The following is a 26,656-nucleotide window of genomic DNA, read 5'->3' on the forward strand; positions in this document are numbered from 1 at the left end:
GTACCTCATAACCATTGGTACTGTGCGGTACCAGGATTGGCTGGAGATGGTATGACCGAGCTTGTAGCTGCTGAGAAGACCACCGATAACCCCACTGCGAGCGCCGCGCCGGGCCGGATACCGCCACCGGCGCGGTTTCCGAAGCCGTTGCAGGCCATCGGCTTTGCCCTGGCCAGGCGCTGGGTGGTGAAACAGGTCGCGCGGCGTCAGGGCGATGTCTTCAGCCTGAAGCTCCCGATCTTCGGCCCCACCGTGTTGGTCGCCGACGCCCAACTGGCCAAACAGCTCTTTGCGGCCAACCCCGACGACGTCGGCAACATCCAGCCCAACTTGAGCCGCATCCTGGGATCCGGATCGGTGTTCGCCCTCGACGGCACCGATCACCGGCGCCGTCGCAAGCTGCTGACCCCGCCGTTCCACGGCAAGAGCATCAGGAACTACGAGCAGATCTTCGAAGAGGAGACTCTCCGGGAATCGGCGAACTGGCCGCAGGGACAACAGTTCGAGACGCTCGAACCGATGATGCGGATCACCCTCAACGTGATCCTGCGCGCGGTCTTCGGCGCCGACGGTGAGCAACTCGACGAGTTGCGCCGCATCATCCCGCCCTGGGTCACCCTGGGCTCGCGGCTGGTGGTGGTGCCCACCCCGGCGCGCACCTACGGCCGGTTCAGTCCGTGGGGCCGGCTGGCCGGATACCGCCAGCAGTATGACGCCGTCATCGGTCGGTTGATCGACAAGGTCGAAGCCGACCCGGACTTCGACCAGCGCGACGACATCCTGGCATTGCTGCTGCGTAGCACGTATGAGGACGGATCGGCCATGTCCCGCAAGGACATCGGCGATGAGCTGCTGACCCTGCTGGCCGCCGGGCACGAAACCACGGCGTCAACCCTGGGCTGGGCCTTCGAGCGGATCAGCCGCCATCCGCAGGTGCTGGCCGAGCTGGAGGCCGAGGCGGCCACCGACGGCAACGAATACCGTCAGGCCACCATCCTGGAGGTGCAGCGCAACCGCACCGTCATCGACTTTTCCGGCCGCCACGTCTATGCGCCGTCAATCCGGCTGGGGGAGTGGGAGATTCCGCGCGGACACTCCATCATCGTGGCTATCTCGCAGATCCAGGAATCCGAAAAGGAATTCCCCGATCCGGACCGGTTCGATCCGCAGCGATTCGTCGGAAGCCGGCCCGGCCTGGGCTGGCTGCCGTACGGCGGCGGCACCCGGCGCTGCGTCGGGGCCGTGTTCGCGAACGTGGAAATGGATGTGGTGCTGCGAACGGTGTTGCGGCACTTCGTGATCGAGACCACCACCGCACCGGGCGAGAAAGTGCACTCCCGCGGTGTGGCCTACACCCCTGCGGCGGGCGGGCGCATCGTCGTGCATCGCCGCGCCACGCCGCTGGGGGGCTGACCGGCTATCCGGCGGTCTGACGCCTGGGCAGCTTCCAGCCCGCGCGCGGGAAATGGCACGTGTACCCGTTCGGGTAGTGCACCAGATAGTCCTGGTGCTCGGGCTCGGCATCCCAGAAATCACTCGCCGCGGTCACCTCGGTGACCACCTTGCCCGGCCACAATCCCGATGCGTCCACATCGGCGATGGTGTCCAGCGCAACGCGCTTCTGGTCGTCGTCGAGGTAGAAGATCGCCGACCGGTAGCTCGTGCCGACGTCGTTGCCCTGCCGATCCTTTGCCGACGGATCGTGGATCTGGAAGAAGAACTCCAGCAGCGCGCGGAAATCGGTTTGCGCCGGGTCGTACTCGATCTCGACGGCCTCCGCATGGCCCGGATGGTTCCGATACGTCGGATGGTCGTTGCGACCGCCGGTGTACCCCACGCGGGTGGAGATCACGCCGGGCTGCTTGCGGATGAGGTCCTGCATACCCCAGAAGCAGCCGCCCGCCAGGATCGCTGTCGAATAGTTACCCATGTGCCCCATTGTGCTCCGTGGTTACCGTGGTGGTCATGCGTGTAGTTGTAACCGCAGTGCTCGCCGGTTTACTCCTGCCGGCCGGCTGCCCCACCGCGGCGGCCGATCCGACCCCGGTCGAAGTGCCGGAGGTGCCGGCTGATCCCGCGCGGACCCTCTTCGTCGACAACCCGGCGATCGTCGACCCCCACTTGACCCAGATCGAATCCTTCAGCCGTGACCAGGAACGCCTGCTGGTCAACTTCACCGCGGGGACCCCGGACTGCTTCGGCATCCACGTGGTCACCCGGGAAACCGCCGATGCCGTCACGATCGACCTTCGCGGCGGGACGCCACCGGAATCCGTCGGCCGGATGTGTATCGCGCTCGCGGTGCACGGCACCGCCGAGGTGGCCCTGCAGGCTCCGCTGGGTTCCCGGCAGGTGCTGACCGCGCAGTGACGGGTCTCGACAAAGGTCGATAGAACGTGTTCTAGTTTTGGGGTGACGAGCAGGTCTTTCAGCCGCGATGAACTCGCCGCTGCCTTTGAAACGTTCGAGCAGACCGTCGACCGGGCCGCGCAGACCAAGAACTGGGACGTGTGGGCCGACCACTACACCGTCGACGTCGACTACATCGAGCACGCGGTGGGCACCATGAAGGGCCGCGAGCAGGTGCGGCCCTGGATCTGGAAGACCATGACCACCTTCCCCGGCAGTTACATGACGTCATTCCCGTCGCTGTGGTCGGTGATCGACGAGCCCACCGGGCGCATCATCTGCGAGCTGGACAACCCCATGCGCGACCCCGGTGACGGCACCATCATCAGCGCCACCAACATCTCGATCCTGACCTACGCAGGCGACGGCCTGTGGTCACGTCAGGAAGACGTCTACAACCCGCTGCGGTTCGCCTCCGCGGCCCGCAAGTGGTGCCGCAAGGCCGCCGAACTCGGCACGCTGACCGAAGAGGCCGAGGCGTGGCTCAAGAAGTTCGGCGGCTGAGGGTGAGCGCGAAGCTGGTCATCGGGGCCAACGGATTCCTGGGCTCGCATGTGTTGCGCCAACTGGTCGCGGCCGACGACGGTTCCGAGATCCGGGCGATGGTGCGGGCAGGCGCGAACACCATTTCGATCGACGACCTGCCGGTGCAGCGGATTCACGGCGATGTCTTCGACACCGAGGCCCTGCGCGAGGCGATGACCGGCTGCGACGTCGTCTACCACTGCGTCGTCGACGCCCGCGGGTGGTTGCGCGACCCGTCGCCGCTGTTCCGTACCAACGTCGAGGGCACCCGCAACGTGCTCGACGTCGCGGTGGAAGTCCCCGGACTGAGCAAGTTCGTCTACACCAGCAGCTACGTCACCGTCGGCCGCAAGCGGGGGAAGCGGTCCACCGAAGCCGACATCGTCGACGTGTCAAAGGTGACGCCGTACGTGCGCTCGCGCGTGCAGGCCGAGGAACTCGTGCTGCAGTACGCGCACGAACGAGGGCTACCCGCCGTCGCGATGTGCGTGTCCACCACATACGGAAGCGGTGACTGGGGGCGGACCCCGCACGGCGCAATCATCGCCGGAGCCGCGTTCGGCAAGCTGCCGTTCGTGATGAGCGGGATCGACCTGGAGGCCGTCGGCATCGACGACGCTGCCAAAGCCATGCTGCTCGCCGCCGAACGGGGCGCCCCGGGCGAGCGCTACCTCATCTCGGAGAAGATGATCAGCAACGCCGAGGTGGCCAGGCTGGCCGCCGAGGCCGCCGGCGTCGCACCCCCACAGCGGTCGATCCCGCTGCCGGTGTCCTACGCGCTGGCCGCAGCAGGCACCCTGAAGGGCAAGCTGCGCGGTACCGATGAACGGTTGTCGCTGGAATCCCTGCGGCTCATGCGGGCTGAAGCCGAGCTCGACCACTCCAAGGCCGTGCGCGAACTCGGTTGGCAGCCAAGGCCGGTCGAGGAATCGATCGCCGAGGCAGCAAAGTTCTGGGTGGGCCTGCGCGCGGCCAAACGGGCCCGCAACGGCAGCTGAACACCACGCCGAGAGGTGTTAAGCCACTGGGCGGCAAGCGTATTGCGGCCTAACCTGGCGATATGACCGACAAGTTGAAAGTCGACCTCACCGGGGCGCCGCAGACCATGCTCGCGACGTTCTACGCCAAGGCGCTCGACGCCGGGATGCCCAACCCGATCCTGGGCGACCAGCTGGCCAAGGAGATCGCCGACCGCATCGACTACGACTGGAGCCGCACCTCGATCACCGAGGCCACGTCGCCTTCGGTGACCACCCGCAGCGCCCACTTCGACCGCTGGACACGCCAATTCCTGGCCGTGCATCCCGAGGCTGTGGTGCTGCATCTGGGCTGCGGTCTGGACGGCCGGTTCTTCCGGGTCCAGCCCGGCCCCGGCGTCGAGTGGTACGACATCGATTACCCCGACGTCGCGCACCTGCGTGAGCAGCTGTATCCCTCAGCCGAGCACTATCACGTCGTCGCCGCCTCGGTGACCGACCCGTCCTGGCTGCGCGATGTTCCCGCCGACCGGCCGACCCTGATGCTCGGCGAGGGGCTGACGATGTACCTCACCGAACGCGAAGGCGTCGCGCTCCTGCGACGCGTCGTCGACGGATTTCCTTCCGGGGAACTGCAATTCGACGCGTTCAACAGCCTTGGTATCAAATCGCAGTGGAGCAATACCGTGGTACGCCGTTCCGGGGCCAAACTCCACTGGGCCATCAACGGCCCCGAAGACATCCTGCGGGCGGTGCCGGGTACCCGGCTGCTGGCCCGGATGTCGCCCTTCGATGACCCGATGTTCAACACGCTGCCCTGGTACTACCGGATGATGCTGGCCGTCATGAAACCGGTCCCGGTGTTGCGATACATGGCGCAGTATCACCGCTACGCGTTCTGACCTTCAGGCACCGAACAGTGAAGAGGGGCAGCCCTTTCCGGGCTGCCCCTCTTCATCTGTCAGCGTCAGCGGGCGCCGCCGCTGTGGCGAACGGTGTTGTCCACCTTGGGAACCATTGGCTTGGGGTGCAGCTGATCGAGCCAATCGAGGCGGTCGACACCCGTGGAGATGGTGACGCTGCTGGGGGCCGCGACGTGAGCGGGCTCAGCGGCCAGGGCCGGTGCGGCCAGGCCCAGGACCGCTGCACTCAGTCCGCTGGCGGCGATGGCGGCGAATCCGAACTTCTTCATTTCCCAACTTCTCCCTGTCTGGACCGGCTGTCGTTTCTGGCGCTTTCTGTGCCGGTTATGACTGTGTAAACCGAGAGGTCAGCCGGACAATTTCCGGTGGCAGAAATTGATCGGCGCGTGGCAGAAAGAAGTATGTTCAGGCAGAAACCAGCGGTGCCCAACACCGTCAACGGTCAGGTCTCCCACTGGTTCGACGAGCTGCCCACGCCCCGGCCCGCCCTACCGGGGGACCGTGACGCCGACGTGTGCATCGTCGGTGCCGGATACACCGGGCTGTGGACCGCCTACTACCTCGCCCAGGCCGACCCGTCGCTGCGGATCACCGTGCTGGAGGCGGCGGACGGGGCCCGGACCTCGCCGATCGCCCGCGTCGCCGACGTCATCACCCGCAAGCCGCACTGACGGCTGATCTGCTCCTTTGTCGGCGAGCCGAAGTAGAATCGAATGTATGTTCGAAGCTGATTCCGATGCGGCCCTGATCGACAGGATCAGCGACGGGGCGCGGGCGGAGTCGGCGGCGATCGCGGGACGCCTTGCCGCGATCGGCGAACTCGACACTCGCCGGGAACGGGAGCTGGCCGAGACGATCTTTTGGACCACCGATCCGTTCGAAGCGGTGGCCGCGGAGGTGTCAGCGGCGTTGAACATCAGTCGGGGCCGGGCCGGCACGCAGATTCATCACGCCCGGGTGTTGCGCGACAAACTGCCTCTGGTGGCAGCCCGGTTCGCGGTCGGGGACATCGACTATCGGGTGGTGCGGATGATCATCGCGCGCACCGGCATCGTCGATCCCGCGGTGTGGTCGGGGTTGGATGAAGAGCTGGCCGCCCGTGCGCACCGGTGGATGCGGTTTTCCGAACGGCAGTTGCGGGATCGGGTGGATCAGTGGATCGCCAAACTCGATCCGAATGGGGTGCGGGTGCCGCCGAATGTGGATGAGGAGCGGTTCGTTCAGGTCGAACCGAGCAGCCCGGGTATGGCCTCGGTGTGGGCCAATGTCCACGCTGCCGATGGGGTCGCGTTGAGTCAGCGTCTGGATGCGGTGGCCGACACCGTGTGTGAGCACGATCCGCGGACCCGTGAGCAGCGCCGCGCCGATGCGATCGGGCCGGTGGCTCGGTTGGAATCGCAGTTGCCGTGCCTGTGTGGTCGTGAGGATTGCCCGGCCACACAGAAGCGGGCCGCCGCCGATGCTGCGATGGTTCACGTGTTGGCTGAGCGGGCCACCGTGGACGGCACCTCCGATGATCCGGGGTATCTGGCCGGCCATGGGATCTTGCCCGCCGAGTCGGTGCGGGACCTGGCCGCCACCGCCAAGATCAAACCCGTGCGCATGCCCACCGAGCCTGGCGAGCCCAGCGATCCGACCGAGCCCGCTGAGCCAGAGAACTCTGAGCCGCAGTACCGGCCGTCTGTGGCGTTGAGTGAGTTCATTCGGTGGCGGGATTTGACGTGCCGGTTCCCGGGCTGTGATGCCCCGGCCGAACGTTGCGATATCGACCACACCGCACCCTGGCCCACCGGCCCGACACATCCGTCGAACACCAAATTGTATTGCCGGGCACACCATTTGGTGAAAACGTTCTGCCCCGGTTGGACGGATCGCCAATTACCGGATGGCGCCGTCGAGTTCACCACCCCCACCGGACACACCTACACGACCGAACCCCACGGCGCCGCCATGTTCCCGACCCTGGGCCAATCCACCGGGCAACTGGATCTCCCCGAACCGCAAGCCCCGCATCCCGATCGCGCCGCGAAGATGCCCAAACGCACACGAACCCGCGAACAAGACCGCCAAGACCGCATCGCCGACGAACGACACCTACGCGCCGAACTCAACAACGACCTCGCATACGAACGCGACTACCAAGCCTGGCTCGCCGAAGAATACGGGCCACCACCACCGTTCTGAGGCAGGGCAATCAACCTTCGGCGTGTTCCTTCAGCCGCTGCAGGGTGAGCTCGATGTGCTCGGCATTGGCGCCATCGCGGTCCGGGACCCCGGTGGCGAGGCCTGCGACCTTCTTGAACCAGCCGGCGCGGCGATCCCAGGTGGACTCGGTCACCGTGCAGCCGCCGTCGGCGGCGGCGATGTCGTAGCGCCAGTGCGCGACGGGGAACACCAGGGACTTCACGTCGAAGGCGAATGTCTTGCCCGGCTCGGCGTCGGTAACCGTGCAGACGGTGCTCCAGGCTTTAGAACCATTGCGGTTGTGGCCCTTGAAAACCGAACCGGGGGTGGCCGAATCGCCCTTCTGCCACTCCATCGCGTGTGCCTCCTCGGCGAGCGAGGCCAGCGTGGGCAGATCGGTGATGAGTGCATACACCGCCGCGGGGTCGGCAGCGATCGACACGGTGGCTTTCACAGGCGCGGTCATGGGCCTGATCGTAGACCCGGGCTACCGGTCGATCATCCGCATCTGAGCCTCGGTGTGATGGTCGCCGGCGGGCGCGGCGAGATTGTCGAGCCTGGACAACTGGTCGGGACCGAGCGTGACCGCATCCGCCGCGATGTTCTCTTCCAGTCGTTCGACACGCCTGGTTCCGGGAATCGGCACGATATCTGGGCCACGCGACAGCAACCAGGCGAGCGCGACCTGTCCCGGCGTCACACCCGAGGCCTCGGCGATCGCCCGCACCTCGTCGGCCAGGCGCAGATTCACCGCGAAGTTCTCGCCGGTAAACCGAGGGTTGTCACGGCGGGTGTCGTCGTCGGCCAAGTCGTCGACGGATCGGATCTGGCCGGTGAGGAACCCACGTCCGAGCGGTGAGTACGCGACGAAGCCGATACCTTTCTCGCGCAAGATATCGAGGATTCCGTCCTCGGGATCGCGGGTGAACAACGAGTACTCCGACTGGAGTGCAGCGATCGGATGTACGGCATGGGCACGCCGGATGGTTTCGACCCCCACCTCGGACAACCCGATATGGCGGATCTTGCCGGCAGTGATGAGCTCGGCGAGTACGCCGATGGTCTCCTCGATTGGCGTGGAGCGGTCCAGGCGGTGCTGGTAGTAGAGGTCGATATGGTCGGTGCCCAGGCGTTGCAGCGACCCGTCCACCGCGGTGCGGATATTGGCTGGGCTGCTGTCCGCCCCGTCGCGGCCGGTGTGGGAGATCATCCCGAATTTGGTGGCGAGCACGACCTTGTCGCGTCGGCCCCGCAGTGCCCGGCCGACCAACTCCTCATTCACGTACGGGCCGTACACCTCGGCGGTGTCGATGAGGGTGACACCGAGGTCGATGGCCCGGTGGATGGTGCGGACGGATTCGGCGTCGTCGCGACCGGCGCTGCCATAGGCGAAGGACATACCCATCGTGCCCAGGCCGATCCGCGCCACTTCGAGGTCACCCAACCGTGCGGTCTGCAATGTTCCCATCGCTCCAGTGTGCCCCGGGAATCGGTGGCCGCGCCGTAGCGTTGTGCCGCATATGACCGAGCGCCAGGTGCTGCAGCCGAGCGCAGCCCACCCCATCACCATCGCCCCGACCGGCCGTCGGGTCACCGTCACTGTCGGCGGCGCGATCGTCGCGCAGACCGATGACGCTCTGACCCTTCAGGAATCGAACTACCCTGCGGTGCAATACATTCCGCGAGCCGACATCGTGTGGGAGACGCTGACGCGCAGCGGCACCACCACCTACTGTCCGTACAAGGGTGAGGCGAACTACTACCACGTCGGCGGGGTCGAGGACGCAGTCTGGACCTACGAGCAGCCGTATGCGGCCGTCGCCGAAATAGCCGATCACCTGGCCTTCTACCCGCAGAAGGCTGACGTCACCCTGGCCTAGTCTGGAGCGGTGCCCTCAACCAGCGTCACGTTCGACGGTCCGGCCAGTCCGGGCCTGACGCTGGCCCCGTGGCGGCGCGGCGGAGGTGACCCCTGCAACCGGATCGGCGCAGACGGCGCGATCTGGCGAACGTCGGCAATGCCCAGCGGTGCGGTCACCGCGCGCATCACCAAGTCGGCCCGCGACACGGTGTCCTGCGAGGCCTGGGGTTCGGGTAGCGCGGAGTTCCTGGATGGTTTCGGGGCGCTGGTGGGTGCCGACGACGACGCCGGCGGCTTCGACCCTGTCGAGCCGACCATTGCCGAGGCGCACCGGCGGGTGCCGCACCTACGTCTCGGACGCAGCGGCCTGGTACTCGAGGCGTTGGTGCCCGCGGTCCTCGAGCAGCGGGTCTCGGGCATGGACGCGTGGCGGGCCTGGCGACGGTTGGTGCTCGCGTATGGTGCCCCGGCCCCTGGTCCGGCGCCTGACGGGATGCGGGTGCCACCCACCGCCGACGCATGGCGGCGCATCCCGTCGTGGGAATTTCACCGGGCCAACGTGGACCCGGGCCGGGCCCGCACCATCGTCGGCTGCGCGCAGCGCTCCGATGCCCTCGAGAGACTCACCGCCGAGCGGGCCGTGACGGCGCTGCGCTCACTGCCCGGGGTCGGCGAGTGGACGGCGGCAGAAACCGTGCAACGTGCCTTCGGAGACGCCGACGCGCTGTCAGTCGGTGACTATCACCTGGCCACGATGGTGGGCCGCAGCCTGCTCGGCCGGCCGATCGACGACGCGGCGATGGTGGAACTGCTCGAACCGCTGCGACCGCACCGGCAGCGTGCCGTTCGCCTACTGGAAGCCAGTGGGCTGGCCCATAATCCGCGTTTCGGAGCGCGTCAGGCAATTCCGAACCTGCGCGCGCTGTAGCCCGGGTGATTGCGCGGCGCGGTTGTCGGGTACCCGGGGCGGAACCGATCGTGAACCGAAAGGAGCCGCAATGACTGCGTTCACCATTCCCGGACTGACCGACAAACAGGGAAGCGCCGTGGCCGAGCTGTTGCAGAAGCAGCTCAGCACGTACAACGACCTGCATCTGACGCTCAAGCACGTCCACTGGAACGTCGTGGGTCCGAACTTCATCGGAGTGCACGAGATGATCGACCCGCAGGTGGAGCTGGCGCGGTCCTACGCCGACGAGGTCGCTGAACGGATTGCTGCACTGGGTAAGTCGCCGAAGGGCACTCCGGGCGCGATCGTCTCCGACCGCACCTGGGATGACTACTCCGTGGGACGTGACAACGTGCAAGCCCACCTCGCAGCACTCGACCTCGTCTACAACGGGGTGATCGAGGACACCCGTAAGGCGATCGACCGGCTGGAGAAACTCGACCTCGTGTCCCAGGACGCCCTCATCAATCACGCCGCCGAACTCGAGAAGTTCCAGTGGTTCGTCCGGGCGCATCTGGAAAGTGCCGGAGGCACGCTGGTCCACGAAGGGGCACCCACTGAGCGCGGCGCGGCCGGAAAGGCGCGGCGCAAGAGCGCATAGTTTCCGGGCTTGACCTCAAGTGCTGTTGAGGTGCCAGGGTCGGTGTATGCCTAGTTGGATATGCACGGGATGCGGTGTGGAACACCCGGATTCCGATACCGAACCCGCCGATAGCTGTGTGTTGACATCGGAGACCGTGTCGATCGAGGAACGTGGTGACCTGCCACCGCACGGCACCTGGACCACGCTGGAGGAATTGGCGGCGCAACCACACCACACCGAACACGTCGACCACGGCCGCGGAGTGCACAGTCTGCGCCGCGCACCCAAGTTCGCCATCGGCCACCGGTCGTTCCTGGTGCAGACCGCACACGGAAACCTGTTGTGGGACGCGCCGAGCTACCTGGATGACGAGATCGTCGGCCTCGTTCACGGCCTCGGTGGCGTCGACGCGATCGCCGCCAGTCATCCCCACATGTTCGGTGCGCAACTCAGTTGGAGCAGAGCATTCGGCGACGTGCCGGTTTGCGTGAATGCCCTTGATGAGGAATGGCTTCCGGGTCCGGATCCGCTCACCCAGCTCTGGACCGACGAGCTGGAACCGCTGGGTGGAGTGCGACTGATTCAAGTCGGCGGTCACATGCGGGGCAGTTCGGTGGCGCTGACGGCCGACGGCACGCTGTTGGTCGGGGACACCATCTCCGGCGGACTGGCCAAGAACTGGGTGTCGTTCCAGCGCAACTTCCCCAAACACGTTCCGTTGTCCGCCGCCGTGGTGCGACGGATCGCGGATCGGCTCGACGGGTACGACTACGACCGGCTCTACACCCTTGGCGGCGATGAGATAGACAGCGCCGCCAAGGACGTAGTGCACCGGTCAGCCGAGACTCATATCCGTTGGGTCAGTGGAGAATTCGACCACCTGACCTGATCTCACCGCGCCCGCTGCTCTTCCAGGGCATCGTCGCGCACCGGGCGTTCGGCCAGCGCTTCCGGGGCACCGAACAGGAACGGGTAGGCCAGGCCCGCGATGGCGGCGCCGACCAGCGGTGCCAGCCAGAAGGCCCAGAGTTGTGCGGGCGCTCCGTTGCCGTTGAAGAATGCGACCGCCGTGGAACGGGCCGGGTTGACAGAGGTGTTGGAGATCGGGATCGAGATCAGGTGGATCAGCGTCAGGGTGAGGCCGATCGACAAACCGGCGAAGCCCTTCGGCGCGCGGTCGTCGGTGGAACCGAGGATGACCAGCAGGAACACCGCGGTGAGGATCACCTCGGCCAGCAGCACCGCCGCGAGCGAATATCCGCCGGGGGAGTGCTCGCCGTAACCGTTGGCGGCCATGTTCCCGGTGGCGGACCAACCGTCCTTGCCGCTGGCGATCACATAGATCACCAGGCCGGCCACCAGACCGCCCACGACCTGTGAAATCCAGTACGGCACAACGGCTGCCCACTCGACGCGGCGGGCGAGTGCCGCGCCCAGCGTGACGGCCGGGTTGAAATGCCCGCCGGAGATGGTGCCGAAGGCGTACACGCCGGTCAGAACCGTCAGGCCGAAGGCGAGGGCCACCCCGAGGAACCCGATCCCTACGGAGAAGCCGTCGGAGAGAAACTTCGCGGCGAACACCGCGCTACCGCAACCGCCCAGGACCAGCCAGAATGTCCCGATGAATTCGGCTGCCAATCGATGTGACATGGTCGGCGTACCCATGGCGAACTCCTCTCTAGATGTGACTAGATGTGATTCACCCGGAGCGTGTCACGCCAGTAGCTGATGGCAGAGTCGTTGTTGCGAAACCGATTGCACAGTGAAATTAACGTTGCCATACCGAAATCAGCGATAAGCGGTCAGCCGGGCCACCAGCGCCACGGCGCCGTCATCGCCGATGGCCTGCGCGTCAGCCACCCCGGAGCTGCGTCCGGCTCGTAATATGCGTGCCTCGTAACGGGATTCATTACCGCCACGGAACTGGCGCAGGTAATTGACCCGCAGGGACGCCGTTCGCCAGGGCTCGCCGACATCATCTCCGAGCGCCGCGGAGCCGACGAGTTCCAGTGCGGCCGCCGACACCCCGCCGTGCACGATGCCGATGCTGTTGTTGATGACGGGATCGGGCAGCTGCCGCAATACCGCGGTGCGACCGCCGGTCTCTGCGACCTCGACCGACATGCGGTCTTCCAGGGTGGCAGGTGGTGTGCCCTCGGCAGAGTCGGCGGGCCACGCGACGACGTGCCCCGGCGCGTGGATGTGGAAGGACCGCACCGTCGCCGTCCCGACCAACTGGTCGCCATGGGTCAGTTCGCACAGCCCCAACGACGCGGTCCCCTTCGGGCCGAACGGTCGCGCGGTCGCCACCACCGGAACCTCCGGTGCGGCTGTGACGAGGTCTATCGCGTGCGGGGTGAGCTCGATGGCCAGCTCGCTGGACACCGTCCACTCGTCGTCATTGCGGCGAAGGTGGTTGATCAGGCCGCCGACATGATCAACCAACATCGCCAGCGGTGCGACGGTCGGCATCCGCGTCAGGGGATTGAGCATGCCGCCCACGGGGATGGAGGCCACGCAGCGGTCCGGGCTCTCCTCAAGGGTTTGTACGCCCATGCGGCCCAACGGGGTATTCAGCGGATAGTGCATCGCCGTCAACAGTTACGCCCATCACGGTGGCGAGATACCCCCTAGGGGTATATGGTGGCGATATGACCACGACCGAACACGCGATGCACGAGCACGAACACACCGGTCACGCGGAGCATGCGGGCCACGGCGACCATGTCGCCCAGTTCCGGAAGCTGTTCTGGGTCATGACGGCGCTGGCCGTGCCGACCGTGGCGCTCTCGCCGATGTTCGCGATGATCCTCGGCTACTCGATCCCGGATTTCCCCGGCGCGCGCTGGGTCTCGCCGGTGCTCGGCACTGTGATGTACATGTGGGGCGGCCGACCGTTCCTGACCGGTGCGATCAGCGAAATACGCTCGCGCGCACCGGGAATGATGCTGCTGATCGGATTGGCGATCACCGTCGCCTTCGTCGCGTCCTGGGGCGCGAGCCTGGGCGTGCTGCACCACGAACTGGACTTCTGGTGGGAGCTCGCGCTGCTGATCGTGATCATGCTGCTGGGGCATTGGATCGAGATGCGATCGCTGGCCCAGACCACCTCCGCCCTGGATTCGCTGGCCGCGCTGCTGCCCGACGAGGCCGAGCGGGTGGAGGGCGACGGCGACGGCGAGCAGGTGGTCACCGTGGCCCCGGCGGACCTCCGGGTCGGCGACCTGGTGATCGTCCGGCCAGGTGGCAGCGTCCCCGTCGACGGCCGGATCACCGACGGTGCGGCCGACATGGACGAGTCGATGGTCACCGGAGAGTCGCGGACAGTGCGCCGGGGCGTGGGCGACGACGTCGTCGCGGGCACCGTCGCCACCGACTCCGGGCTACGGATCCGGGTGACGGCCGTCGGCGACGACACCGCCCTTGCCGGCATCCAGCGGTTGGTCGGCGAGGCGATGAACTCCTCGTCGCGGGCGCAGCGCCTGGCCGACCGGGCGGCGGGCTGGCTGTTCTGGTTCGCCCTGGGATCGGCGATGCTGACGGCGCTGGCCTGGACGCTGCTCGGTGAGCCCGATCAGGCGGTGGTTCGCACGATCACGGTGCTGGTCATCGCGTGCCCGCATGCCCTGGGCCTGGCCATCCCGCTGGTGGTGTCCATTGCGACCGAACGGGCAGCGCGGGGTGGAGTGCTGATCAAGGATCGGCTGGCGCTGGAAACCATGCGCACGGTCGGGGCAGTGCTGTTCGACAAGACCGGCACCCTGACGAGGGGCGAGCCGGCGGTCACCGCGATGGCGGCCACGGACCGTTCCGAGAATGACCTGCTGGCGCTGGCCGCAGCCGCCGAAGCCGACTCGGAGCATCCGCTGGCCCGGGCCATCGTCGCCGCGGCACGGCGCCGCGACCTCGACGTGCCGCCGGCCAGCGACTTCAGTTCCTCCCCAGCGGTCGGGGTCAGCGCCCTGGTCGGTGGGCATCGGGTGCAGGTCGGCGGGCCCGCATTGCTCGACCAGGCCGGAAAAGCGGCCCTGCCGGACAGCGCGCAATGGGACGGCGCCACCGTCCTGCACGTGCTGGTCGACGGGGTAGTGGCCGGCGCGCTCGCTTTGGCCGACGAGATCCGGCCGGAAAGCCGGCAGGCCGTCGACGCGCTGCACAATCTGGGCATCGAAGTGGTGATGATCACTGGTGACGCCGCGCCGGTGGCTTCGGCGGTGGCCTCAGAGCTGGGCATCGACCGGGTATTCGCCGGCGTGCGGCCCGAGGACAAGGCCGCCAAGGTCGCCGAATTACAGCGTGAGGGCCTGACCGTCGCGATGGTCGGTGACGGCGTCAACGATGCGCCCGCGCTGGCCGCCGCCGACGTCGGCATCGCGATCGGTGCGGGGACCGACGTCGCCATCGCGTCGGCCGGGGTCATCCTCGCCAGCTCCGATCCGCGATCGGTGCTGTCGGTGATCGAACTTTCCCGGCAGTCCTATCGGAAGATGAAGCAGAACCTTTGGTGGGCAGCGGGTTACAACCTGATCTCGGTCCCGTTGGCTGCCGGCGTGGCCGCTCCGCTGGGCTTTGTAATGCCGATGTCGGTCGGAGCGATATTGATGTCAGCGTCGACAGTCGTCGTGGCACTCAACGCGCAGTCCCTACGTCGGCTCGACCTACGGCCCGAGGCCGGCGTGCGCAGTGTTGCGCAGGCCTCGGGACGTTGACGATGCAATTCTAAGAATCTGACTAAGCTTTACTGCAAATATCGAATATCGATATAACAGCACTATAACGGGCTAGTGTGATCTGTGTGGCAAACTATGCGGACGCGTGGGGTGGCTGTGAGCCCCGCCGGGGGGCGGGTCACCCCCGATGGCGTCGACATGAAATAACAAGGGCGGCAGCGGAATTCGTCATTTCCGCGACCGGCTGGCGCGCGGGTTCCAAAGTTGCCGAACAAGCATAGTTAGGCTTGGCTAAGTTGGCATCTGCCACGGTAGTTGCCTTATCGTTTTCTCCACTTATGGCGTGTGGGACATAGCCGTCGTCCAGTGCTGCACGGAGGCCACCCACGCCGAGCCGGCTTCTTCGTAGAAGCGTGTTGAAGGGCAAGGTGGGAATGGCGCCCAGCAAGGTCGGGCTGTACAACCCCGCATACGAACATGATGCGTGCGGTGTGGCAATGGTGGCAGACATCCATGGTCGCCGGAGCCGGGACATCGTGGACAAGGCGATCACAGCACTGGTGAACCTGGAGCACCGCGGTGCCCAGGGCGCAGAGCCGAACACCGGCGACGGCGCAGGCATCCTGCTGCAGGTCCCCGATTCGTTCCTGCGCGAGGTGGTCGACTTCGAACTCCCGGAGGCCGGAAGCTACGCCACCGGCATCGCCTTCCTGCCGCAGTCGTCGCGCGACGCCTCCACGGCAGCCGAGGCCGTGGAGAAAATCGTCGAGGCCGAGGGCCTGAAGGTGCTGGGCTGGCGTCCGGTGCCGATCGACGACTCCTCACTGGGCGCCCTGGCCCGCGACGCCATGCCGTCGTTCCGGCAGCTGTTCATCGGCGGCGCCACCGGCATGGACCTGGAGCGCAAGGCGTACGTCGTGCGCAAGCGCGCCGAACACGAGTTGGGCACCAAGGGACCGGGCCAGGACGGCCCCGGTCGCGAGACGGTGTACTTCCCGAGCCTGTCCGGCCAGACCTTCGTCTACAAGGGCATGCTGACCACCCCGCAGCTGAAGGCGTTCTACCTGGACCTGCAGGACGAGCGGATGACCAGCGCGCTGGGCATCGTGCACTCCCGCTTCTCCACCAACACGTTCCCGTCCTGGCCGCTGGCCCACCCGTTCCGGCGGATCGCCCACAACGGCGAGATCAACACCGTCACCGGTAACGAGAACTGGATGCGCGCACGTGAGGCGCTGATCCGTACCGACGTGTTCGGCACCGACGGGCTCGACAAGATCGTCCCGGTCTGTACCCCCGGCGCGTCGGACACCGCGCGCTTCGACGAGGTGCTCGAGCTGCTGCACCTCGGTGGCCGCAGCCTGCCCCACGCCGTGCTGATGATGATCCCCGAGGCATGGGAACGCCACGAGTCGATGGATCCCGCTCGCCGGGCCTTTTATGAGTTCCACGACTCACTGATGGAGCCCTGGGACGGACCGGCCTCGGTCTGCTTCACCGACGGCACCGTGATCGGCGCCGTGCTGGACCGCAACGGCCTGCGCCCCTCCCGTATCTGGGTGACCGACGACGGCCTCGTCGTGATGGCGTCCGAAGCCGGCGTGCTGCCGCTCGACCCGTCCACCGTCGTCAAGAAGCTGCGCCTGCAGCCCGGCCGGATGTTCCTGGTGGACACCGCCCAGGGCCGCATCGTCTCCGACGAGGAGATCAAGGCTCAGCTGGCCAGCGAGGAGCCCTACCAGGAATGGATCGAGGCGGGCCTGTTCCCCCTCGACGAGCTGCCGCCGGGTGACTACGTCCGGATGCCGCACCACCGCGTGGTGTTGCGCCAGCAGATCTTCGGCTACACCTACGAGGAGCTGAACCTGCTGGTCGCGCCGATGGCGCGCACCGGGGCCGAGGCCCTGGGTTCGATGGGCACCGACACCCCGGTCGCCATCCTCTCGGCACGGCCGCGGATGCTGTTCGACTACTTCCAACAGCTGTTCGCCCAGGTCACCAACCCGCCGCTCGATGCCATCCGCGAAGAGGTGGTCACCAGCCTGCAGGGCGTGATCGGGCCCGAGGGCGACCTGCTCAATCCAGGTCCTGACTCGTGCCGGCAGATCGTGCTCTCGCAGCCGATCCTGCGCAACGCCGACCTGTCCAAGCTGATCTGCGTCGACCCCGACCACGAGGTCCGGGGCCACAAGCACGGCATGCGCGCCGCGGTGATCCGCTGCCTGTACCCGGTCAACCGGGGCGGCCAGGGCCTCAAAGAGGCCCTGGACAACGTCCGCGCCAAGGTCTCGGAGGCGATCCGCGAGGGCGCCCGAATCATCGTGCTGTCCGACCGTGAATCCAACGAGACCATGGCGCCGATCCCGTCGCTGCTGTCCGTGGCGGCGGTGCATCACCACCTGGTCCGCGAGCGCACCCGCACCAAGGTGGGCCTGGTCGTCGAGGCCGGTGACGCCCGCGAGGTGCACCACATGGCCATGCTGTGCGGCTTCGGTGCCGCCGCGGTCAACCCGTACATGGCCTTCGAGTCGATCGAGGACATGGTCGACCGGGGCGTGATCGCCGAAATCAGCAGCGACAAGGCCAAGGCCAACTACGTCAAGGCCGCCGGCAAGGGCGTGCTGAAGGTGATGTCCAAGATGGGCATCTCCACCCTGGCCTCCTACACCGGTGCGCAACTGTTCCAGGCGATCGGCATCTCACAGGGGGTGCTCGACCAGTACTTCACCGGGCTGAGCTGCCCGGTGGGCGGCATCGACCTCGACGACATCGCTGCCGACGTCGCGACCCGCCATTCGCTGGCCTACCTGGACCGCCCCGACGAGCGCGCCCACCGCGAGCTCGAGGTCGGCGGCGAGTACCAGTGGCGCCGCGAGGGCGAGTACCACCTGTTCAACCCGGACACGGTGTTCAAGCTCCAGCACTCCACCCGCACCGGCCAGTACTCGATCTTCAAGGAGTACACCGCCCTGGTCGACGACCAGAGCGAGCGGATGGCCTCGCTGCGCGGCCTGCTGAAGTTCCGCAGTGGTGACGAGGCCGTGCGCCAGCCGATCTCGATCGACGAGGTGGAACCGGCCTCCGAGATCGTCAAGCGCTTCTCCACCGGTGCCATGAGCTACGGCTCGATCTCGGCCGAGGCGCACGAGACCCTGGCCATCGCGATGAACCGCCTTGGTGGACGGTCGAACTCGGGTGAGGGCGGCGAGAGCGTGCACCGCTTCGAGCCGGACGAGAACGGCGACTGGCGCCGCAGCGCCATCAAGCAGGTGGCCTCCGGCCGGTTCGGGGTGACCAGCCACTACCTGACCAACTGCTCTGACATCCAGATCAAGATGGCCCAGGGCGCGAAACCTGGTGAGGGCGGCCAGCTTCCGGGGCACAAGGTGTACCCGTGGGTGGCCGAGGTGCGGCACTCGACCCCGGGCGTCGGCTTGATTTCCCCGCCGCCGCACCATGACATCTACTCGATCGAGGATCTCGCACAGCTGATCCACGACCTCAAGAACGCCAACCCGGCCGCGCGTGTTCACGTGAAGCTGGTTTCGGAAAACGGTGTGGGAACGGTTGCCGCGGGTGTCTCGAAGGCGCATGCCGACGTGGTGCTGATCTCCGGCCACGACGGCGGAACCGGTGCCACCCCGCTGACGTCGCAGAAGCACGCGGGCGCCCCGTGGGAACTCGGGCTCGCCGAAACGCAGCAGACCCTGCTGCTCAACGGCCTGCGTGACCGGATCGTGGTCCAGGTCGACGGTCAGCTCAAGACCGGCCGCGACGTGGTGGTCGCCGCACTGCTGGGCGCCGAGGAGTTCGGCTTCGCCACCGCCCCACTGGTCGTGGCGGGCTGCATCATGATGCGCGTCTGCCACCTCGACACCTGCCCGGTGGGTGTGGCCACCCAGAACCCGGTGCTGCGGCAGCGGTTCAACGCCAAGCCCGAGTTCGTCGAGAACTTCTTCATGTTCATCGCCGAAGAAGTCCGTGAGCTCATGGCGCAGTTGGGCTTCCGCACCGTCACCGAGATGGTCGGACAGGTCGGGGCGCTCGACACCACCCAGGCCGCCGAGCACTGGAAGGCCCACAAGCTGGACCTGACGCCCGTGCTCTACGAGCCCGAGTCGGCGTTCATGAACCAGGACCTCTACTGCAGCTCGCGTCAGGATCACGGTCTGGACAAGGCGCTGGATCAGCAGTTGATCGTCCAGAGCCGCGACGCCCTGGACAAGGGCACTCCGGTCCGCTTCTCCACCAAGATCACCAACGTCAACCGCACGGTCGGCACCATGCTCGGCCACGAGGTGACGAAGGTCTATGGCGGGCAGGGGCTTCCGGACGGCACGATCGACATCAACTTCGACGGGTCGGCCGGCAACAGCTTCGGCGCGTTCGTGCCCAAGGGCATCACGCTGCGGGTCTACGGTGACGCCAACGACTACGTCGGTAAGGGCCTGTCCGGCGGCCGGATCGTGGTCCGCCCGGCCGAGGAGGCGCCGGCAGGCTTTGCCGCGGAGGACAACATCATCGCCGGCAACGTGGTGCTCTTCGGCGCCACCAGCGGCGAGGCGTTCCTGCGCGGCCAGGTCGGCGAGCGGTTCGCGGTCCGTAACTCCGGCGCCCACGCGGTCGTCGAGGGTGTCGGCGACCACGGCTGTGAATACATGACCGGCGGCAAGGTCGTCATCCTCGGACCCACCGGCCGCAACTTCGCGGCGGGTATGTCCGGCGGTGTCGCCTACGTCTACGACCCGGCCGGTGTGCTGGGCGAGAACCTGAACACCGAGATGGTGGAGCTGGAAGCTCTGGAGGCTTCTGACATCGAATGGTTGCAGGGCATCCTCACCGCCCATGTCGACGCAACCGATTCGGCTGTGGGACAACGGGTCCTGTCTGATTGGGTTAACGAGTTGAAGCACTTTGTGAAGGTCATGCCGCGCGACTACAAGCGCGTGTTGGCCGCGATCGCCGAGGCTGAACGTGCCGGCGAGAACGTGGACGAGGCGATCATGGCGGCCGCAAATGGCTGATCCGCGCGGTTTCCTCAAGCACACCTCGAAGGAACTCCCCACCCGCAGGCCGGTTCCGCTGCGCCTCAAGGACTGGAAAGAGGTCTACGAGGACTTCTCCCACGACAAGCTGCAGGACCAGGCATCGCGATGCATGGACTGCGGTATCCCGTTCTGCCACAACGGCTGCCCGCTGGGGAATCTGATCCCCGAGTGGAATGACCTGGTCTACAAGGACCGGTGGCGCGACGGGATCGAGCGGCTGCACGCCACCAACAACTTCCCGGAGTTCACCGGACGGCTCTGCCCCGCCCCGTGTGAGGCGTCCTGCGTCCTTGGCATCAACCAGGATCCGGTGACCATCAAGCAGGTCGAGGTCGAGCTCATCGACAACGCCTTCGACCAGGGCTGGGTCGTCCCGAAGATGCCCGACGTCCAGACCGGCAAGAAGGTCGCCGTCGTCGGGTCCGGGCCGGCCGGACTGGCGGCCGCCCAGCAGCTCACCCGGGCCGGCCACACCGTCACGGTGTTCGAGCGCGCCGACCGCATCGGCGGCCTGCTGCGCTACGGCATCCCCGAGTTCAAGATGGAAAAGCGCCACATCGACCGGCGCCTGGAACAGATGGCTGCCGAAGGCACCCAGTTCCGGCCCGGCGTCAACGTCGGTGTCGACATCACCGTGGCCCAGCTGCGGCTGAACTACGACGCCGTCGTGCTGGCCGGCGGTGCCACCGCATGGCGCGATCTGCCGATCCCGGGCCGCGAGCTCGACGGCATCCACCAGGCCATGGAATTCCTGCCCTGGGCCAACCGGGTTCAGCTCGGCGACGATGTGTTGGGCCCCGACGGCCAGCCGCCGATCACGGCCAAGGACAAGAACGTCATCATCATCGGCGGTGGCGATACCGGCGCGGACTGCCTGGGCACCTCGCACCGTCAGGGTGCGGCCAGCATCCACCAGTTCGAAATCATGCCGCGCCCGCCGGAGACCCGCGCCGACTCGACCCCGTGGCCGACCTACCCGCTGATGTTCCGGGTGTCCTCGGCCCACGAGGAGGGCGGCGACCGCGTGTTCTCGGTCAACACCGAGGAATTCACCGGCGCCGACGGTCACGTCACCGCACTGCGGGCGCACGAGGTCAAGATGAACGCCGGCAAGTTCGAGAAGGTCGAAGGGACCGACTTCGAGCTCAAGGCCGACCTGGTGCTGCTCGCGATGGGCTTCGTCGGACCGGAGAAGGAAGGTCTGCTGAACAAGCTCGGCGTCGAGCTGACCGACCGCGGCAACGTTTCCCGCGACGACAACTTCCAGACCACGGTGCCCGGCGTGTTCGTCGCCGGCGACATGGGCCGGGGGCAGTCGCTGATCGTGTGGGCCATCGCCGAGGGCCGGGCCGCCGCCGCGGGCGTGGACCGCTACCTGATGGGCAAGACCGCCCTGCCGGTAGTGATCAAGCCGACGGCCGCACCGCAGCGCTAACCCTGCACCAGCCGGGTGACCAACTCGGTTCGTGTGTGCACGTCGGATTTTCGGTAGACGTGCTGCAGGTGGGTTTTCACCGTCGGAACGCTGATGAACAGGGAGCGGGCGATGTCGCCGTTGCTCGCGCCCTGAGCCAGTAGTTCGACGACGTCACGTTCCCTCGCAGACAGTTTCCAATGCTCGGGGACCGCAGAGGAACTTGGCGTGCTCGGCAATTGGCCCAGCATGCAGTACGACTGCTCGACATATCCGTGGGATTTCTGCAGGAACCCAATCTCTTCTTTGGTGAAGTCGCCGTCCTGCGCGCTTTTCAGCAGGGAAACCCCGGCGACAATCCGCCCGGCATGGCGTAGGTACAGCTCCGCTTCGTACCGATAGCCCATCGGACGGAAGAACTCCGCGTAGTAGTCGGTCCGGTCCAAGCGTTGACCGAGATCGTTCGACGTGGCGAGATCAGCACCGGACCCGGCGAACCGGCGGGGATGAAACGGGTCCAACTCGTGAAAATAGCCGGTGTAGCGGCCGTTCTCCTCGGGACGGATCCGGTCGAACACATGCTCACCGGCATTCATCGTGTCATCGACCGAGTAGAAGACCATCCCCGAGACACGAACGAAGCGGGACAGGAACTCCATGGTGTTGCGCTTGAACCGAGTGTTGCGGTGCACCGGCCGAACCGACATCTCGCACTCCTCCCACCGTCAGAGTTCATCCTTTTGGACGATTCTGCCCTCGCCCGGCCGCTCATAGAGTGCCCACGTGAGCAGAACAATCATCCGGGCGGCGAAGATCCTCACCTTCGACGAGGCACGGCCGAGCGCGGAGGCCGTTCTCATCGAAGACGGCGTGATCCTCGACGTCGGTAGCTTCGAGGCGCTGTCAGAGTCCGCGGGTCCGGACGTCCAGATCATGGATGCCGGCGGCGCGGTGGTGATGCCGGGGCTGATCGACACGCATCCCCACGTCATGCACTTCGGCGCCTTGCGCGGCGGCCTCGTCGACCTGAGCGACGCGGTGGACCACGCCGACATCGTCGTGCGGATCCGGGCCCGCGCCGCCGAGACTCCTCCCGGCGAATGGATCATCTGTACTCCGGTCGGTGAAGCCCACTACTTCATCCGAAGGTCGTGGCGAGACCTCGCCGAACGCCGCCTGCCCGACCGTCACACCCTCGACCTGGCCACCACCGACCATCCGGTGCTCATCCAGGCCTGGGCGCCCAGGACGCCGAACATCGTGGCGTTCAACAGCGCCGGGTTGCGCGCGGTCGGGCTGTCGGACTTCATCCCCGACCAGGTGTGCGACGTCGAGCTCGACAAGGACGAGGCCGGCCGGTTGACCGGCATCCTGCGGGGACCGGTCAACAACTACTACACCTACGACCCGTTCTGGGGCCAGATCCTCCTCAAGCTCCCTCCGCTCAATCCCGAGCACGCCGTACCCGGTGTGCTCGACGAGATGGCCCGCTTTTCCGCTCGTGGCGTCACCGCGCTGTACGAGGGCCACGCGATGGAGCCGATCCACCTCCAGATGTATCAGCATCTCCGCGCTGCCGGGCTGCTCACCATGCGCGTTCAGGCGACGTTCGACGTCGAGTCGGTGATCTTCTATCCCTTCGAACCGTTGTCACTGCCCGATTTCGACGAACGGTTGAAATCGCTTGCGCCACAGTCCTCTGATACCGCCGACGATATGTTCCGCATCGCCGGGATGACGATCAGTCCCGGCGGGCCCTGCTTCGCCGGTCATTTCGCGATGCACGAAACCTACGCGGATCCGTTCGGGAGGCCCACCAAGGGAAATCGGTTCGTGTCGCTCGAAAAGGAAGAGTCGTTCGTCCGTTTCTGTGCTGAGAACGGAATCAGGGCCAACATCTGCATCGGTTCCTACCGGGAGCACGACGACTTCCTCGAGATCGCCGAGCGGGTCGTCGCCGAGCATGACTTCCGGGACAAGAACTGGATTCTGCAGCACGCCATCACGATCAGTCCCGACCATGTGCGCCGGTACAAGGCCCTCGGCTTTCAGATCACCACATCCGTCGGATTCGCCTGGGGCAAGGGCGCGATGTACGACGAACGGATCGGACGGCACGTATGGCGCGACATGGTGCCGCTGCGGCGCCTGCTGGACGCCGGTCTCGATGTCTCCGGCGGATCCGATTGGGGTCCGAAGAGCCCGTGGGAGCAGATCGCACTCGCGCAGACGCATGAGATCGCGGGCACCGATCTTCGCAACGACGGGCCCGATCAAGTCATCACCCGCATGGAATCACTTGCCATGTGGACGACGAGCGCTGCGAAGATCCTCGGCTGGAGCGGCATCGGCTCCGTTCGGCCAGGCAACCACGCCGATCTGATCTTCGTCGATCGCGATCCGTCGACGTGCGATATCGAAGATATGAAACACACTCGCGTCCACCGGACCATGTTGGCGGGCAACGTTGTTCACGACGACGGCGGGCTCTGATGAAACCAGACGAGTACACGAAGTGCGACGCGACGGGGCTCGCCGAGCTGATCCGCGACAGGCAGGTTTCAGTCGCCGAAGTGCACGACACGGCCCGCGGTGCGATCGAGGCGGTCAATCGGAAGCTCAATGCCGTGGTCGACGGGCCCTGGTCGGAATCGCTGAACTGTGACGGGAACGGGGTGTTCCGCGGGGTTCCGTTCGCGCTCAAGGATTTCGCCATCCATGCCGCCGGAGTGCCGACGCGCTTCGGCAGCCGGCTGGCTGGGCACGGCGTGGCGTTTCCGTACGACACCGAACTGATGACGCGCTTCCGCGCCGCCGGGCTGGGCGCGGTGGCACTCACCACCACCCCAGAGTTCGCGTTCAACGGGAACACCGAACCGGTCACCCAGGGATCAACGCGAAACCCCTGGGACACGACACGCAGTGCCGGAGGTTCGAGCGGGGGCTCTGCGGCACTCGTCGCCGCCCGCGCTCTTCCGATCGCCCACGCCACCGACGGCGGCGGATCGATCCGAATTCCCGCTTCCGCCAACGGATTGGTGGGACTGAAGCCGAGTCGTGGTCGGGTACCCGTGGGACCGGACGCGAGCGAACCGCTGTCCGGACTGGGTGCCGAGTTCGGACTGACCAGGTCCGTGCGCGACTGCGCAGCCCTGCTCGACGCGGTGAGCGGGCCGGCCTCGGGTGACAAGTACATCATTCGTGACCCCGCCCGGCCCTATCTCGAGGAGCTCGGCCGAGATCCAGGGCGCTTGCGTATCGCGATCCACACCGAATCGTGGTCCGGGGACCCGGTCGACGAAGAGGTGGCCGACGCGGTCGCTGCCGTCGGGGCGGTACTGGAAGGCCTGGGGCACCACGTCAGGCCGGACTCACCGGACTTCGACTGGGATCAGTTCGTCGACGCCAACCTGCCGGTGTGGGGTGTGTCCCTGGCCGAAGGCATCGACGCGCTGGCTGCGGCGTTGGGCACGACACCGGGTCCGCACAACCTCGAGGCGACGACCCTGGCCTGCGCGGACCACGGCCGCCGCGTCACAGCGACCGAACTCGGTGGAGCACTCACGGTCTTCAATCGCGTTTCCCGCACCGTCGGAACGTTTTTCACCGAATACGATCTACTGCTGACGCCCACGCTGAGCGAACCGCCGCTCAAGTTGGGTGAACTCGATTCCGATGACGCGTCGCTCACGCCCCAGCAGTGGATGCGCAAACTACTCGGAGTGTGTTCCTTCACCCCACTGTTCAACGTCACCGGTGGGCCGGCGATCAGTCTGCCGCTCGGGTGGACCCGCTCCGGACTGCCGGTCGGTGTTCAGCTGGCCGCGCCGATGTGCGGCGAAGGCACCCTGATCGCCGTTGCGTCCCAATTGGAGACGGCCATGCCCTGGGCTGACCGGGCACCGGGGGTGAATGCCGGTGGCCGCTGACGAGAGCAGGCTGCCCATCGCGCCCTATCTGGCCGTGGGTCTTTCGACCGTGGTCCGAAACATCGAACAGCGATCGCAGATCCAGGCGAACCTCGATGTCATCGAGGACACCATTCATGCTGCGGTATCGACGGTTTCGATCAACCTGCCGGTCAAACTGATCGCCCTTGCCGAAGGCGCCCTGACCGGCTTCGGCGATGAGGCGTTCGATGTGCCACACGTGAAAGCCGCGCGGGAGATGTTCATCGACATCCCCGGACCCGAGACCGATCGTCTCGGTGCCCTTGCCAGGGAGCTCGGCGTCTACCTCATCGCGCAATGCAAGGCCAGGTGGCCGGAGGTCATGCCGGATCGCTACTTCAACTCGATGATCGTGATCTCGCCGGCAGGGGAAGTGGTCCATCGCGCGACCAAGAATCACGTCTGGTGCCGCGAACGCTCCTGCACGCCACACGACGTGTACGACCGCTGGGTCGAACTGTTCGGCGACGGGCTCGACGCGTTCTATCCCGTGCTGCGCACCCCGGACATCGGTGTGATCGGAACGATCTGTTGCAGCGACGGCGAGTACCCGGAAGCGGTACGCGCGTTGGCATTTCAGGGTGCCGAGGTGGTGTACCGGCCGAGCGAAGCCGTGCCCATGACCCAAGCCGGCCCCGACCCCGGTGGAACGTGGTTGCTGCAGAACCGGGCTCACGCGCATTTCAACAGCCTCTACATGATCTGCCCGAACACCGGCCCCGTGTATGCCACGCAAACCGCAGCGCACGCCTTCGACATCGCCGGTGGCAACTCGCACATCGTGGACTACAACGGGGCAGTACTCGGCCGCACGGTCTCCGGACACAACTCGGTCGTGGCAGGCGTGGTGGACATCGAGGCCCTGCGCCAATTCCGGGTGATGAACCTGAACTCGAATTGGCTCAAGGACCTCCGGACCGAGGTCTTCCGCCGCATGTACGACGAACCGATCCACCCGAAGAACCTCTGGCTCGACCACGAGCCGGTACCGCACGCGGAAGCCGACGAGATCTACCGGGCCAACATCTCGCGACTGATCGCCCGCGGGACCTACACCGCGCCGGCGCACAGCTTCCCCGGCGCAGGCATCCAGCCTCACCGACGAGCGTAATAATCGGCTGGGGTGGGGCACCCTGTCGCGGATTGTCCCGCTCTGGAAATGT

The 26,656-nt window shown here is 66.4% G+C and carries 23 protein-coding genes and 1 pseudogene; 17 read left to right on the top strand and 7 right to left on the bottom strand.

Translation table 11 applies throughout. The annotated features are described in order from the left end of the window. The first annotated feature begins 51 nt into the window (after positions 1 to 51). Positions 52 to 1,413 (top strand): cytochrome P450, encoded by a 1,362-nt coding sequence (locus AB0I14_RS15130; RefSeq protein ID WP_358022499.1) that lies wholly within the window; start codon positions 52 to 54, stop codon positions 1,411 to 1,413. A gap of 4 nt (positions 1,414 to 1,417) precedes the next feature. Here AB0I14_RS15130 and msrA read toward each other — a convergent pair whose 3' ends face one another. After that, the gene (gene msrA, locus AB0I14_RS15135; protein WP_358022502.1) at positions 1,418 to 1,930 is read right to left on the bottom strand and encodes a peptide-methionine (S)-S-oxide reductase MsrA; all 513 of its coding nucleotides are present in this window, start codon (positions 1,928 to 1,930) and stop codon (positions 1,418 to 1,420) included. A 35-nt stretch (positions 1,931 to 1,965) separates the two neighbouring features. Between msrA and AB0I14_RS15140 the strand changes: the two genes are divergently transcribed. The 4 genes from AB0I14_RS15140 (at position 1,966) to AB0I14_RS15155 (ending at position 4,813) form a co-directional block, all read left to right on the top strand. Beyond that, the gene (locus AB0I14_RS15140) at positions 1,966 to 2,370 is read left to right on the top strand and encodes a hypothetical protein (protein WP_358022505.1); all 405 of its coding nucleotides are present in this window, start codon (positions 1,966 to 1,968) and stop codon (positions 2,368 to 2,370) included. Positions 2,371 to 2,412: 42 nt separating this feature from the next. Continuing rightward, positions 2,413 to 2,913, top strand: a complete 501-nt coding sequence (locus AB0I14_RS15145) for a nuclear transport factor 2 family protein (protein ID WP_358022508.1) — start codon at positions 2,413 to 2,415, stop codon at positions 2,911 to 2,913. A gap of 2 nt (positions 2,914 to 2,915) precedes the next feature. Continuing rightward, positions 2,916 to 3,932, top strand: a complete 1,017-nt coding sequence (locus tag AB0I14_RS15150) for an NAD-dependent epimerase/dehydratase family protein (protein WP_358022511.1) — start codon at positions 2,916 to 2,918, stop codon at positions 3,930 to 3,932. A gap of 62 nt (positions 3,933 to 3,994) precedes the next feature. Further along, on the top strand, positions 3,995 to 4,813 hold the full coding sequence (locus AB0I14_RS15155; protein ID WP_358022514.1) for a class I SAM-dependent methyltransferase: 819 nt from the start codon (positions 3,995 to 3,997) through the stop codon (positions 4,811 to 4,813). 65 nt (positions 4,814 to 4,878) lie between these two features. On the opposite strand, the gene AB0I14_RS15160 is transcribed toward AB0I14_RS15155, so the two are convergent. Continuing rightward, positions 4,879 to 5,103 (bottom strand): hypothetical protein, encoded by a 225-nt coding sequence (locus AB0I14_RS15160; RefSeq protein ID WP_358022517.1) that lies wholly within the window; start codon positions 5,101 to 5,103, stop codon positions 4,879 to 4,881. Between the two features lie 132 nt (positions 5,104 to 5,235). On the opposite strand from AB0I14_RS15160, the gene AB0I14_RS15165 reads away from it, so the two are divergent. Further along, complete coding sequence (locus AB0I14_RS15165; protein ID WP_358022520.1) at positions 5,236 to 5,505, top strand: FAD-dependent oxidoreductase; 270 nt, start codon at positions 5,236 to 5,238, stop codon at positions 5,503 to 5,505. A gap of 46 nt (positions 5,506 to 5,551) precedes the next feature. Next, positions 5,552 to 7,018, top strand: a complete 1,467-nt coding sequence (locus tag AB0I14_RS15170) for an HNH endonuclease signature motif containing protein (protein WP_358022523.1) — start codon at positions 5,552 to 5,554, stop codon at positions 7,016 to 7,018. A 10-nt stretch (positions 7,019 to 7,028) separates the two neighbouring features. Here the strand turns inward: AB0I14_RS15170 and AB0I14_RS15175 are convergent, their stop codons facing one another. Both AB0I14_RS15175 and AB0I14_RS15180 read right to left on the bottom strand, forming a co-directional pair. Beyond that, positions 7,029 to 7,484, bottom strand: coding sequence for an SRPBCC family protein (locus tag AB0I14_RS15175; protein ID WP_358022526.1), 456 nt, complete (start codon positions 7,482 to 7,484; stop codon positions 7,029 to 7,031). A 21-nt stretch (positions 7,485 to 7,505) separates the two neighbouring features. Further along, entirely contained in the window at positions 7,506 to 8,477 is a 972-nt protein-coding gene (locus tag AB0I14_RS15180) for an aldo/keto reductase (protein WP_358022875.1), read from the bottom strand. Between the two features lie 61 nt (positions 8,478 to 8,538). On the opposite strand from AB0I14_RS15180, the gene AB0I14_RS15185 reads away from it, so the two are divergent. From AB0I14_RS15185 to AB0I14_RS15200, 4 genes are all read left to right on the top strand, one after another. Beyond that, positions 8,539 to 8,898, top strand: a complete 360-nt coding sequence (locus AB0I14_RS15185) for a DUF427 domain-containing protein (protein ID WP_358022529.1) — start codon at positions 8,539 to 8,541, stop codon at positions 8,896 to 8,898. Between the two features lie 9 nt (positions 8,899 to 8,907). Beyond that, a complete protein-coding gene (locus tag AB0I14_RS15190) occupies positions 8,908 to 9,807 on the top strand; it encodes a DNA-3-methyladenine glycosylase 2 family protein (protein WP_358022533.1) in 900 nt (299 codons plus the stop codon). A 70-nt stretch (positions 9,808 to 9,877) separates the two neighbouring features. After that, the gene (locus tag AB0I14_RS15195; RefSeq protein WP_358022536.1) at positions 9,878 to 10,429 is read left to right on the top strand and encodes a DNA starvation/stationary phase protection protein; all 552 of its coding nucleotides are present in this window, start codon (positions 9,878 to 9,880) and stop codon (positions 10,427 to 10,429) included. Positions 10,430 to 10,505: 76 nt separating this feature from the next. Then, on the top strand, positions 10,506 to 11,300 hold the full coding sequence (locus tag AB0I14_RS15200; RefSeq protein WP_358022539.1) for a hydrolase: 795 nt from the start codon (positions 10,506 to 10,508) through the stop codon (positions 11,298 to 11,300). A gap of 2 nt (positions 11,301 to 11,302) precedes the next feature. Here the strand turns inward: AB0I14_RS15200 and aqpZ are convergent, their stop codons facing one another. Together aqpZ and AB0I14_RS15210 are read right to left on the bottom strand one after the other, a co-directional pair. Next, positions 11,303 to 12,076: an aquaporin Z gene (aqpZ, locus tag AB0I14_RS15205; RefSeq protein ID WP_358022543.1), complete on the bottom strand. Its 774-nt coding sequence runs from the start codon at positions 12,074 to 12,076 to the stop codon at positions 11,303 to 11,305. A 123-nt stretch (positions 12,077 to 12,199) separates the two neighbouring features. Continuing rightward, positions 12,200 to 13,000: a PaaI family thioesterase gene (locus tag AB0I14_RS15210; RefSeq protein ID WP_358022546.1), complete on the bottom strand. Its 801-nt coding sequence runs from the start codon at positions 12,998 to 13,000 to the stop codon at positions 12,200 to 12,202. 62 nt (positions 13,001 to 13,062) lie between these two features. Between AB0I14_RS15210 and AB0I14_RS15215 the strand changes: the two genes are divergently transcribed. The 3 genes from AB0I14_RS15215 (at position 13,063) to AB0I14_RS15225 (ending at position 21,564) form a co-directional block, all read left to right on the top strand. Continuing rightward, positions 13,063 to 15,120: a heavy metal translocating P-type ATPase gene (locus tag AB0I14_RS15215; RefSeq protein WP_358022549.1), complete on the top strand. Its 2,058-nt coding sequence runs from the start codon at positions 13,063 to 13,065 to the stop codon at positions 15,118 to 15,120. Positions 15,121 to 15,515: 395 nt separating this feature from the next. Beyond that, on the top strand, positions 15,516 to 20,105 hold the full coding sequence (gene gltB, locus AB0I14_RS15220; RefSeq protein WP_358022878.1) for a glutamate synthase large subunit: 4,590 nt from the start codon (positions 15,516 to 15,518) through the stop codon (positions 20,103 to 20,105). After that, positions 20,098 to 21,564 (top strand): glutamate synthase subunit beta, encoded by a 1,467-nt coding sequence (locus AB0I14_RS15225; RefSeq protein WP_358022552.1) that lies wholly within the window; start codon positions 20,098 to 20,100, stop codon positions 21,562 to 21,564. The genes gltB and AB0I14_RS15225 overlap by 8 nt, the downstream gene beginning before the upstream one ends. Here AB0I14_RS15225 and AB0I14_RS15230 read toward each other — a convergent pair. Next, complete coding sequence (locus AB0I14_RS15230) at positions 21,561 to 22,250, bottom strand: LuxR C-terminal-related transcriptional regulator (protein WP_358022555.1); 690 nt, start codon at positions 22,248 to 22,250, stop codon at positions 21,561 to 21,563. The two genes, AB0I14_RS15225 and AB0I14_RS15230, sit on opposite strands and share 4 nt — an antisense overlap. A gap of 76 nt (positions 22,251 to 22,326) precedes the next feature. On the opposite strand from AB0I14_RS15230, the gene AB0I14_RS15235 reads away from it, so the two are divergent. The 3 genes and pseudogenes from AB0I14_RS15235 to AB0I14_RS15245 all read left to right on the top strand — a co-directional run. Beyond that, on the top strand, positions 22,327 to 24,036 hold the full coding sequence (locus AB0I14_RS15235) for an amidohydrolase family protein (RefSeq protein ID WP_358022558.1): 1,710 nt from the start codon (positions 22,327 to 22,329) through the stop codon (positions 24,034 to 24,036). Next, entirely contained in the window at positions 24,036 to 25,472 is a 1,437-nt protein-coding gene (locus AB0I14_RS15240) for an amidase family protein (RefSeq protein WP_358022561.1), read from the top strand. The genes AB0I14_RS15235 and AB0I14_RS15240 overlap by 1 nt, the downstream gene beginning before the upstream one ends. Next, positions 25,456 to 26,358 (top strand): annotated as a pseudogene (locus AB0I14_RS15245) (nitrilase-related carbon-nitrogen hydrolase); the annotation flags it as partial. The gene AB0I14_RS15240 and the pseudogene AB0I14_RS15245, both read left to right, overlap by 17 nt. Positions 26,359 to 26,656: the final 298 nt, after the last annotated feature.

Source organism: Mycobacterium sp. NPDC050441 (genome assembly GCF_040655355.1).
GTDB lineage: Bacteria > Actinomycetota > Actinomycetes > Mycobacteriales > Mycobacteriaceae > Mycobacterium.